Origin of the sequence: Streptomyces niveus (genome assembly GCF_001723055.1) — a bacterium.
Lineage (GTDB): Bacteria > Actinomycetota > Actinomycetes > Streptomycetales > Streptomycetaceae > Streptomyces > Streptomyces niveus.
Genome location: NZ_MDCR01000043.1, coordinates 1 through 10,570 on the forward strand (window position 1 = coordinate 1; position 10,570 = coordinate 10,570).

The 10,570-nt window shown below is 72.3% G+C and carries 10 protein-coding genes and 1 pseudogene; 9 read left to right on the forward strand and 2 right to left on the reverse strand.

Annotated elements, in window-relative coordinates; genetic code table 11:
* The 7 genes from BHU15_RS07045 to BHU15_RS07075 all read left to right on the forward strand — a co-directional run.
* A partial coding sequence (locus tag BHU15_RS07045) for a DUF2617 family protein (RefSeq protein WP_141726781.1) occupies window positions 1-305 on the forward strand: 305 nt, incomplete at its 5' end.
* A 113-nt stretch (window positions 306-418) separates the two neighbouring features.
* Entirely contained in the window at window positions 419-2,038 is a 1,620-nt protein-coding gene (locus tag BHU15_RS07050) for a polyamine aminopropyltransferase (protein ID WP_069626386.1), read from the forward strand.
* A 70-nt stretch (window positions 2,039-2,108) separates the two neighbouring features.
* The gene (locus BHU15_RS07055; protein ID WP_171908328.1) at window positions 2,109-3,221 is read left to right on the forward strand and encodes an SRPBCC family protein; all 1,113 of its coding nucleotides are present in this window, start codon (window positions 2,109-2,111) and stop codon (window positions 3,219-3,221) included.
* Between the two features lie 35 nt (window positions 3,222-3,256).
* Window positions 3,257-4,075 carry an aldose epimerase family protein gene (locus BHU15_RS07060; protein WP_069626387.1) on the forward strand — a complete coding sequence of 273 codons (819 nt, stop codon included), beginning with the start codon at window positions 3,257-3,259 and terminating at the stop codon, window positions 4,073-4,075.
* 102 nt (window positions 4,076-4,177) lie between these two features.
* Window positions 4,178-4,723: an orotate phosphoribosyltransferase gene (gene pyrE, locus BHU15_RS07065; protein ID WP_069626388.1), complete on the forward strand. Its 546-nt coding sequence runs from the start codon at window positions 4,178-4,180 to the stop codon at window positions 4,721-4,723.
* 136 nt (window positions 4,724-4,859) lie between these two features.
* On the forward strand, window positions 4,860-5,891 hold the full coding sequence (gene fbaA / locus BHU15_RS07070; RefSeq protein WP_069626389.1) for a class II fructose-bisphosphate aldolase: 1,032 nt from the start codon (window positions 4,860-4,862) through the stop codon (window positions 5,889-5,891).
* A 79-nt stretch (window positions 5,892-5,970) separates the two neighbouring features.
* Window positions 5,971-7,194: a MalY/PatB family protein gene (locus tag BHU15_RS07075; RefSeq protein ID WP_069626390.1), complete on the forward strand. Its 1,224-nt coding sequence runs from the start codon at window positions 5,971-5,973 to the stop codon at window positions 7,192-7,194.
* Here BHU15_RS07075 and BHU15_RS07080 read toward each other — a convergent pair.
* On the reverse strand, window positions 7,150-7,680 hold the full coding sequence (locus BHU15_RS07080; protein ID WP_069626391.1) for a GNAT family N-acetyltransferase: 531 nt from the start codon (window positions 7,678-7,680) through the stop codon (window positions 7,150-7,152). The genes BHU15_RS07075 and BHU15_RS07080 overlap by 45 nt on opposite strands.
* Entirely contained in the window at window positions 7,677-8,942 is a 1,266-nt protein-coding gene (locus BHU15_RS07085) for an NsdA family TPR-like regulatory protein (protein ID WP_069626392.1), read from the reverse strand. Before BHU15_RS07085 ends, BHU15_RS07080 begins: the two co-directional genes overlap by 4 nt.
* A gap of 276 nt (window positions 8,943-9,218) precedes the next feature.
* Between BHU15_RS07085 and BHU15_RS07090 the strand changes: the two genes are divergently transcribed.
* Window positions 9,219-10,319, forward strand: a complete 1,101-nt coding sequence (locus BHU15_RS07090; protein ID WP_069626393.1) for a methyltransferase domain-containing protein — start codon at window positions 9,219-9,221, stop codon at window positions 10,317-10,319.
* A 54-nt stretch (window positions 10,320-10,373) separates the two neighbouring features.
* A pseudogene (locus BHU15_RS07095) lies at window positions 10,374-10,570 on the forward strand (MFS transporter); the annotation flags it as partial.

Genomic DNA, 10,570 nt, shown 5'->3' on the forward strand with positions numbered 1-10,570 from the left:
CATTCGCCCACGCGCTCGGCGTCGCCGAGCGCGTGGGCGAATGGAGTTACGAATTCGCCGCGCGCGTCGAGACGTTGTCGCAGGGCTCGTTCGCGGGGCGCGCGCAGGAACTGCTCGCACTGGTCGCCGACCACCCGAACGGACTCGCGGGCACGTTCCCCGGAGACCCGCACGCGTTCACCGCGATGCTCGTGCAGCGGCACGAGGGGCAGGTGTCCTGGCGCACCTGGCACGCGTATCCGCAGGAGGGCGCGCTGGTCGTGACGCGGACGCGGGTCGGGGTGCGGGTGCCGGCCACTCTGTAGCGGGCCGGCGGTCCTTCCGGAGGCACTGTCGGGCCAAGTGGGCGGGTGTGAACGCCGGTTACCACTCGTGTGGGTGACAAACCGTACGGAAGTCGAGACGTAGCGTTACTGGAATGATCGACCAGTCCGTGGTCGCGCCGCCGGACAGCGCGGCGCGACTGCCCGTCCGACCGAGCGCGGGTCGCTTCCTGATTCTCGCCGTGGTGTTCGTGTGCGCCGCGTGCGGACTCGTGTACGAGCTGGAGCTGGTCGCCCTCGCGTCGTATCTGATCGGGGACTCCGTCACGCAGGCGTCGGTGGTCCTGTCCCTGATGGTCTTCGCGATGGGCCTCGGCTCGCTGCTCGCGAAGCGGCTGCGCTGCCGGGCCGCCGTCGGATTCGGTCTCGTCGAGGCGGCGCTCGCGCTGCTCGGGGGCACGTCGGCGCTGGTGCTGTACGCGACGTTCGCCTGGATGGGCGAGTCGCGGTACGCGCTGATCGGCTTCTCGCTCTCCATCGGGATCCTCATCGGCGCGGAGATCCCGCTGCTGATGACCCTCATCCAGCGGGTGTCCCGGCAGGACGCGGGCGGGACCGTCGCCGATCTCTTCGCCGCGGACTATGTGGGCGCGCTGGTCGGCGGGCTGGCGTTCCCGTTCCTGCTGCTGCCGTGGTTCGGGCAGCTCACGGGCGCGCTGCTGACCGGCGCGGTCAACGTGGTGGCGGGCGGCGCGCTCGTCCTCTGGGTCTTCGGACGTGACCTCACGGGCCGGGAGCGCGGGCTGCTGCTGCTGGTGAACGTGCTGGTGCTGACGGTGCTCGGCACCGCCGCCGTCACCGTGGACGACTTCGAGCGGGCCGCGCGGCGCGCGGTGTACGGGGACGGGGTGCGGGTCGCCGTCCAGACCGACGTCCAGGAGGTCGTCCTCACGGGCGGGCGCGAGGGGCCGCTGGACCTGTATCTGGACGGGCGGCTGCGGGTCAGCGAGCGCGACGAGTTCCGGTACCACGAGGCGCTGGTGCATCCCGCGATGAGCGGCGGCCGGCACGCGCGCGTACTGATCCTGGGCGGCGGCGACGGGCTCGCGGCGCGCGAGGTGCTGCGGTACGGGGACGTCCGCTCGGTCACGCTCGTGGAACTGGACCCCGGCGTCGCGCGTCTGGCCCGCACGGACCCGGCGCTGGCGGGGCTGAACGGGCACGTGTACGACGACCCGCGGTTCCGGGTCGTGTACGCGGACGCGTTCGCGTGGCTGCGGGGGGCGGCGAGGTCGGAGCCGTACGACGTGGTCATCTCGGACCTGCCGAACCCCGGGATCACCCCGAGCACCAAGCTCTACTCGGAGGAGTTCTACGGGCTCGCCTCCCGGGTGCTCGCCGAGGGCGGGCGGCTGGCGGTGCACGCGGGGCCTTCGGCGGCCCGGCCGCGCACGTACTGGACGGTGGACGCGACGCTGCGGGCGGCGGGCTTCCGTACGAGTCCGTACAGCGCGACGGGGCGGGTGTCCGGGTTCGGGGCGGGGCCGGACCGGGCGCACGACGAGGAGGACGCGAAGAGGGACGCGGAGAAGGACGACTGGGGCTTCGTCCTGGCCGCCGTCGGCCGGGCCCCACGGGTGGGACTCTCGCCGCAGACGCCCCCGCTGCGCTCGCTGGCCGGGCCGGTGCTGGAGGCGGGCGTCCTCAGGGCGGAACGCACCCGGCTGCGCGATCTGCCGCCGTCGACGCTGGTGCATCCGAGGTACGCGGGGTGACGGACGTCGATGGGACCGGTTGTGCGCGGAGAGGCGCCTGAGGCGGCGGGGCTGAGTAGGCTCGGATCCCATGGAGCATGAGGTGTTCATTCCGGTTCCGGCTGAGACCCTCCGCGAGGCGCTGCGCGACCACGCACGCGTCGCGCGCTGCGTCCCCGGACTCCAACAGGACGCGGACGCGTCGGCGCGCCCGCTCTCGGGCCGCCTGAAGGTCCGCGTGGGCGGCCACACGATCACCTACCGCGGCGCGCTGACGCTCACGGAACGGGCGGGCGCCTTCACCGCGAAGGGCGAGGGTGCGGAGGTGCGCGGCACGGGCTCCACGAAGGTCTCGGTCCGCATCAGACTGACGGAGACGCCCGGGGGCACGACGGTCGCGTTCACGACGACGTCCACGCCGACGTCGGAGGGCCGCCTGTCGGAGGTCCCGCAGTCGACGGCGGAGACGACGGCGCGCAGACTCCTGGACCGCTTTGCCGCGGCGCTGGCGAAGCCGGGGGCGGGTGCCTCGGCGGGGGCCGGCGACGGCTCCGGCAGCACGCCTGCGGCGGACGACGCGGGCGCGGGGCGCGCGGGCTCCGGTGGCGCGGACCGGGCCGCGAGTCGTGGCCCGGCTGCCTCCGGTGGTGACGGGCAGGACGTGGGGGAGTCGGGTTCGGACGTCGGGTCCGATGTCGCGGCGGGCGCCCCCGGCGGTGGCGATGCCCCGGACGTCGCGTCTGCTGACGAGTCGTCCGCCGGTGCCGGTGCCGGGCCGGACGCGCCCCGCGTCGATGACCCGGAAGGCCGGGATCCCGCCTCCGCCGGCGAGGAGCAGCCCGGGCGGGCGGGTGACGCTTCCGGGCCGGCCCCGGAGTTCGACGGTCTCGACCTTCCCGATGACCCCGACCCCGACTCCGCCCCCGACCTCGACGCCTCCGCCGGATTCGGGCCCACCGCCTCCGGGGACGGGGACTTCCTCGTACCGCTCGAACCGCCCGCCGAAGCCGCCCACGCCCGGCGGACCATGATCGGGCGCAGCGCCGAGGAGGTCGATCACGCGCCGCCCCGTGGGCGTTACGCGCCCGAGCAGGGACCCGACTCCGGGGGCGCCGGGGTCGCGCTCAGGTGGGTGGCGCCCGCCGCCGCGCTGGCCATCGCGGGAGCCGTCGTCGTGGGGCGCGCGCTGCGGCGCAGGCGTTGAGCCATGGGGCCGGGCCCGCCGGTTAGGGTCATGGCGTGAGTACGCACACGGACCAGAAGCGCGAGATCCGACTGGCGGCCGGCGACGCCGAGTTGACCATCCATCCGGCGAACGGCTGCCGCGTCGCGAGCCTGCGCGTCGGCGGTACGGAACTGCTGCGGCAGGGCGACCGCTACGGCTGCTTCCCGATGGTGCCGTGGTGCGGGCGTACCGCGCACGGGCGGTTCGGCGACGGCGGCGTCACGCATCAACTGCCGCTCAACTCCCCGCCGCACGCCATCCACGGCACCGGCCGCGACACCTCTTGGCGCACGGCCCGCAAGGGCGAGCGCGAGGCCGCTTTCACGTACGAGCTGGCCGACCCCTGGCCGTACACCGGCCGGGTCACGCAGCTCTTCGAGCTGACCGACGACTCGTTGACGCTCACGCTCGGCGTCGAGACGTACGACGACTCCTTTCCCGCGCAGGCGGGCTGGCATCCGTGGTTCCTGCGTCACCTCGACGGCGGTACGGCCGACGAGGACGCCGTACGGCTCGACTTCTCGCCCGCCTGGCAGGAGGAGCGCGGCGAGGACCACCTGCCCACCGGGCGCCGCGTCGACCCCCGCCCCGGCCCGTGGGACGACTGCTTCGGGATGCCGGACGGCGTCGACGCGACGCTGACCTGGCCGGGTCGGCTCGAACTGAAGGTGACCAGCAACGCCGAGTGGGTCGTCGTCTACGACGAGCAGGCCGAGGCCGTCTGCGTGGAGCCGCAGACCGGCCCGCCGAACGGCCTCAACACCGCACCGCGCCTGGTCACACCCATCGACCCGCTGGAGATCCGGACCACCTGGGCCTGGCGCCGCCTCTGAGGCGGGGGCCCGGCGTGTGTTCTGGAGTGCCCCCGGCGTCCCGGCCCCGTGCGCCGGACGGGCATTCCAGGCGCCCAAACCCCGCCCCGTAAGCTCAGCCCCATGACTGACGTACGCGCCGATCTGCTCCAGCAGATCAAGGACAAGGCCGTCGTGCACGGCAAAGTGACCTTGTCGTCCGGCATCGAGGCCGACTGGTACATCGATCTGCGCCGGATCACGCTGGACGGGCAGGCCGCGCCGCTGGTCGGGCAGGTCATGCTCGACACCGTCGCGGACGCCGGGCTGGACTACGACTGCGTCGGCGGTCTGACCCTCGGCGCGGACCCCGTCGCGACGTCGATGCTGCACGCGTCCGCCGCGCGCGGCGCGAGCCTGGACGCGTTCGTCGTACGTAAGCAGGGCAAGGCCCACGGCATGCAGCGGCGTATCGAGGGCACGGACGTGAAGGGCCGCCGCTGTCTGGTGGTGGAGGACGTGTCGACGACCGGCGGCTCGCCGCTGACCGCCGTCGACGCGGTACGCGAGGCGGGCGGCGAGGTCGTCGCGGTCGCCGTCATCGTCGACCGGGGCGCCGCCGCGGCCGTCGAGGCGGCGGGGGTCCGGTACGTCAACGCGTACACCCTGCCCGACCTCGGCCTCGCCTGAGCCCGGCCCGCCTGAGCCTCACCCCGCCTGAGCCTCACCGTTCGGAAAAGGATCTGGAAGGATGAGGGCGACAATGACGTCGCCCCCAGGTCAGGGATAAAGCACCTCACACCCGCACATCACAAGGAGCGGCCCGATGCCCATCGCAACCCCCGAGGTCTACGCCGAGATGCTCGACCGGGCGAAGGCAGGCAAGTTCGCCTACCCGGCCATCAACGTGACCTCGTCCCAGACTCTGCACGCCGCGCTGCGCGGCTTCGCGGAGGCCGAGAGCGACGGCATCATCCAGATGTCCACCGGTGGTGCGGAGTTCCTCGGCGGTCAGTACAGCAAGGACATGGTGACGGGCGCCGTCGCGCTCGCGGAGTTCGCGCACATCGTGGCCGCCAAGTACGACATCACGGTCGCGCTGCACACCGACCACTGTCCCAAGGACAAGCTGGACACGTACGTGCGTCCGCTCCTCGCGATCTCCGCCGAGCGCGTCAAGGCCGGCCGGAACCCGCTCTTCCAGTCGCACATGTGGGACGGCTCCGCCGAGACCCTCGCCGACAACCTCACCATCGGTGAGGAGCTGCTCGCGCAGGCCGCCGCCGCGAAGATCGTCCTTGAGGTCGAGATCACCCCGACCGGCGGCGAGGAGGACGGAGTCACGCACGAGATCAACGACTCCCTCTACACGACCGTCGAGGACGCGCTGCGCACCGCCGAGGCGCTGGGCCTGGGTGACAAGGGCCGCTACCTGCTGGCCGCGTCCTTCGGCAACGTGCACGGCGTCTACAAGCCGGGCAATGTCGTGCTCCGCCCCGAGCTGCTGAAGGACCTCCAGGAGGGCGTGGCGGGCAAGTACGGCAAGCCCGCCGGCAGCCAGCCCTTCGACTTCGTCTTCCACGGCGGCTCCGGCTCCTCCGCCGAGGAGATCGCGACGGCGCTGGAGAACGGCGTCGTGAAGATGAACCTGGACACCGACACCCAATACGCCTTCACGCGGCCGGTCGCCGACCACGTGCTGAAGAACTACGACGGCGTCCTGAAGGTCGACGGCGAGGTCGGCTCCAAGAAGACGTACGACCCGCGCACCTGGGGCAAGCTGGCCGAGGCCGGCATGGCGAAGCGCGTGACCGAGGCGTGCGCGGCGCTGCGTTCCACGGGCACCAAGCTCAAGTAACACCACCGCACGTACTACCCGGGCCCGGTGTCCTCGTGACGCCGGGCCCGTGGGCTGTCCCTGTCCCGAGGAGGACCGCATGGGCTACGACTTCGACACCCCCGTCGACCGCCGCGGCACCTGGAGCGTCCAGTGGGACGGCGTCGCCGACCGGTTCGGCGTGGACGGGCTGCTCCCCTTCACCATCTCCGACATGGACTTCGCGTGCGCGCCCGAGGTGCTGGCCGCCCTCCAGGCGCGCATCGCGCACGGTGTGCTCGGCTACACGGACTGGCGGCACGAGGACTTCCTGTCCGCGCTGCGCCACTGGTTCACCACCCGTTACGACACCGAACTGGACACCGACCGCGTCGTGTACGCGCCGTCCGTCCTCAACCAGGTGTCGCAGCTCCTGCGGATGTGGAGCGCCCCCGGCGACGGCGTGGTCGTCCACACCCCCACGTACGACGGTTTCCGCAAGGCGGTCACCGGGCTCGGCCGTGAGCTGCGCGGGGTGCCGGTGGGGGACACGGCGGCGCTGGAGCGGGAACTGGCGCGCGGGGACAGCAGGGTGCTGATCCTGTGCTCGCCGCACAACCCGACGGGTCGGGTGTGGACGGAGAGCGAGCTGACCGCGTTCGCGAGGCTCGCGGCGGCGTACGACGTGGCGGTGATCAGCGACGAGATCCACGCCGACTTCGTCCACCCCGAGTTCGTCCCGGCGGGCCGCCGCCATCTGCCGTGGACCCGGTTCGGCACGGGCCGGTGGGCGATCGTCACCTCGGCGTCGAAGTCCTTCAACTTCCCCGCGCTCAGCGGCTCGTACGGCGTCATCGGCGACCCGGACGACCACGCGGAGTTCATGCGCCGGATGCTGACGGCCGAGGGCCTCGCCTCCCCGGCGGTCCTCACGCTGACGGCCACGATCGCCGCGTACCGCGAGGGCGCCCCCTGGCTGGACGCGCTCAACACCTATGTCACGGCCAACCTCCGCATGGTCGCGGCCCGCTTGGACGCGGCCTTCCCCGGACTCGGCTGGCGCCCGCCGGAGGCCGGCTATCTCGCCTGGATAGACCTGCGGGCGCTGGGCGTGGACGACGAGGCGCTCCAGCGCGAGCTGATCGAACGCGAGAAGGTCGCGATCATGCCGGGCACGACGTACGGCTGCGAGGGCCACGTCCGCCTCAACGTCGGCTGCCCGCGCGCGAAGGCGGAACGCGGCACGGACGCCCTGATCCGCGCGCTCCACCGGCTCGCCGGCCGACCGGGTCAACCTGCCTCAGCGCAAGGGCAGTTCGGTGAACATGACCGCGAACAGCGGTGAGTCGGGGAACGGTTGGCGCTCGCCGACCTTGCGGTAGCCCCACGACTCGTACAGTGCCTGGACCTTGGGGTGCCGGGTGTCGACCAGCAGCACGGCCAGGTCCTCCTCCCGCGTCTCCAGCAGTGCCTTGGAGAGCAGTGCGGCGGCGCCGGTCTTGCGCCAAGCGGGGTGGACGGCCAGCTCGGAGAAGGAGTACGTACGGGCTTTCGCGGGCGCCGGAACCACGTGTTCGCGCCACCACTCACGCCCCTCCGTCGCCGGGGCGCCGTACGCGAACCCGACCGGCCCGCCGCCGCTGTGGCCGATCACGCAGGAGAAACCGGGGTGGGAGCCCCAGTGATCGACGAACCACGGAAAACGCTGGTTGAACTCGTCGTCCAACTCCTGTGCGTACGCGGAGGAGTGGAGGTCCAGCAGCGTCTGCCGGATCAGGGGGAGGTGGGTGTGGGTGTACCGGCGGATCTCGATGTCCGTGGCGTTCGTCATGCGCTTCCCCGTTCGAGTCGGTAGCGGTCCGACCACTGGCCTGAGGCTTTCGCGCCGGGAGCCGACGTGATCAGGGCGCGCTGGAAGCGGTCGAGCCGGGAGCGCAGTCGGCCGGGAAGGGTGTCGCCCGCCATCAGGGCGAAGACCGTGTCGGCCGTGCCGCACGCCTGCTCGGCGTCTCCCTGGCCCAGCTGCCCGAGGGCGAGCTGCACGGTGGCCAGCGCGCGATTCCTGCGGAACGGGGCGGGGATACGGGCCAACGCCTCGTGCGAGGCGGCCTCGGCCTGTGGCGCGTCGCCGATGCCGTTGCGTACGACGGCGGTGATCGCGCTCAGCTCCCCCGGTCCGTAGAAGGCGATCCAGTTCGGGCGTGAGGGGTCGGTCCGAAGTGCTTTGCCGAGTGCGTCCTCCGCGCGGCCCAGGGCCCGCAGGGCGGGCTGCCGTTCGCCGAGACCCGCGTGGTTGATGGCGGCGCGCGCGTGCGCGAGGGACGCGAACATCGGGTCGCGCCGGGTGACGGCGGTCGCCTGTGCCGCGTCGGCCGCGTCCGCCGCCTGGTGGAAGTCCTGACGCTGGGCGCAGAGGATCGCGTACATGTTCCACACCTGGAACAGCGCTGTGGGGTCCTGTGCCATCCCCGCGAGACGGAGCGCTCTCGCCATGTGCGGCTGGGCGTGATCCAGCCGATGGGCGTCGAGAGCGGACCACCCGGCGACGGCGGTGTAGTCGGCCGCGATGGCGTAAAGGCGTTGGCGGATGCGCTGGGTGGCGGCCTGCCCGCACATCTCCAGGGTCCGCTCCGCCCCCGTGAGCGCCTGGCGTTCCAACTCGCCGTGGCCGCCCCGGCGCTGGTCCAGATGTACGAGATCGCTCAGGCCCGCGCGGAGCCGGCTCACGTCGCCGGAACCGGCCATCGCCGGGCGGGCGGTGACGAGTTGCGCGCCGACGGCCGTCCCGGCGGTGGCAGCGACGAAGTCGCGACGTCTCACGGGGTCCTCGCCTTCTTTCGTCTCAGTCGCTCGGCACGCGGGCGCGATGAAACCCAACTCGTCGGCGGAGCGCCCGAAGAGTGCGGTCAACGCCTCCCGCTGCCGAGGATGCGGCCAGCGGGTCCTGCCGGTCAGCCAGTTGCGTACCGTCCGGTCGCTGACCGTCCCTGCGTGGCCCCTGTTCCAGAGGTAGGTGTTCACGGCATCGGCGAGTTCGGCCTGGGTGAATCCGGTATCTCGCAAGGCGTGGCTCAGACGTACGTTGCCGCTCACCCGTCAACGGTAGCCAGGTGGCGGACCGGCAGGACCGGATACCGGGAAGTTTCCGGTGAGGTGGGACGTACAGCGCCTCGATACTTCCGCCCGGTCGGCGGGCCGGGGCAGTTGAATGGGTCGTGTCACCCCCGTACGAGCAGGGGCACGACCCGAGAAGGAGAACCACATGGCAGACGACGGGAAGCACAACGGCCCGCCCTCCGACAAGCCGTGGACACCGCCGCCGCCCGAGCCCAGCCCCGATGGGTCCGGGCCCACGAAGTGAGTCCGGGTGTGGACCCGCGTCACGGTTACGCCGTGCTCGTCGCGGAACTGGCCGGGCGCGGGCTGCTCGATCCGGTCTGGCTGCGGGTGTGGGAGGCCCTGCCCCGGCATCGGTTCGTCCCGCCGACGGTCTGGCGGCAGGGACCGGGGCGGTGCGAGCCCGTCGCCGCGGGTGACGAGTGGTGGAGTCTGGTCCACAGTGACGAGCCCGTGGTCGTCCAGGTCGACGACGGGGCGGAGAACGGGCCCGGCGTGGCCACCTCGTCCAACTCCAAGCCCAGCGTGGTCGCGACGATGCTCGGCCTCCTTCAGGTCCGCGACGGCGAGCGGGTGCTGGAGATCGGCACCGCGACCGGGCATGTCGCCGCGCTCCTTTCCGAGCGTCTCGGGGACCGGGGCCGGGGCGTCCACAGCGTCGAGATCGACCCGGCCATGGCCGCGATGGCGGCCACCCACCTGGGCGACACGGAGTACAGGCCGAACCTCCGCGTGGGCGACGGGGAGCGTGGCTGGCCCGGCGGGGAGCCCTTCGACCGGCTCATCTCCACGTGCTCGCTGCGGCGGATGCCGTACGCGTTCGTCGAGCAGGTCCGGCCCGGCGGCACCGTCGTGGCGCCGATGTACCGGGACTTCTGGAGCGGCGCCCTGGTTCAGCTCACCGTCGGCGCCGACAGGACCGCGCACGGCCGTTTCCGGGGCGGTGCCTCGTACATGCCGATACGGGCCCAGCGCACGGAGGCGGCGACGGAGGTCGACTCCGCCACGGCCCGCTCCCGGGAAGCCGGTCTCGATCCCGCCGAACTCCTGTCCCTGGGCTTCGCCCTGTACGCCGGTGCCCGGCTGCCGGGCGTATGGATGCGGCACTCCAGGATCGACGGCACCGTCCATGTGTGGGCGGGCGCCGAGGACGGTTCCGCGACGTCCACCGCCACGGGCGACGACGTGTGGAGTTACGGGCCACGCGACCTCTGGGCGGACATCGAGGCGGTGCACCGCGAGTACACGGCGGCAGGCCGGCCGCGGCACGACGAGTTCGGGCTCACGGTCGATGCCGGGGGCCAGCGGGTCTGGCTGGGGGAGCCGGGAGCGGTCGTGGAAGCGATGACCTGAGACATACGACCCCGTAAGACACCCGACCCGTCGGCCAGGGGAGATGATGCCCCCATGGACATCAGGCTGGGTACGGCCTCCGGCCGGTGGATCGTGTTGACGACGGTGCTCGGGTCCACCATGGCGCTGCTCGACTCGACCGTCGTCAATGTCGCGCTGCCGCACATCGGTGACGATCTGAACGCGAGCCTCGCCGACCTCCAGTGGACCGTCAACGCGTACATGCTCACGCTCGCCGGGCTGATCCTGCT

Coding starts and splice junctions, on each gene's coding strand:
- pyrE (WP_069626388.1), top strand. CDS start 4,178: ATGACTGACGTACGCGCCGATCTGCTCCAGCAGATCAAGGACAAGGCC.
- BHU15_RS07050 (WP_069626386.1), top strand. CDS start 419: ATGATCGACCAGTCCGTGGTCGCGCCGCCGGACAGCGCGGCGCGACTG.
- BHU15_RS07055 (WP_171908328.1), top strand. CDS start 2,109: ATGGAGCATGAGGTGTTCATTCCGGTTCCGGCTGAGACCCTCCGCGAG.
- BHU15_RS07075 (WP_069626390.1), top strand. CDS start 5,971: ATGGGCTACGACTTCGACACCCCCGTCGACCGCCGCGGCACCTGGAGC.
- BHU15_RS07080 (WP_069626391.1), bottom strand. CDS start 7,680: ATGACGAACGCCACGGACATCGAGATCCGCCGGTACACCCACACCCAC.
- fbaA (WP_069626389.1), top strand. CDS start 4,860: ATGCCCATCGCAACCCCCGAGGTCTACGCCGAGATGCTCGACCGGGCG.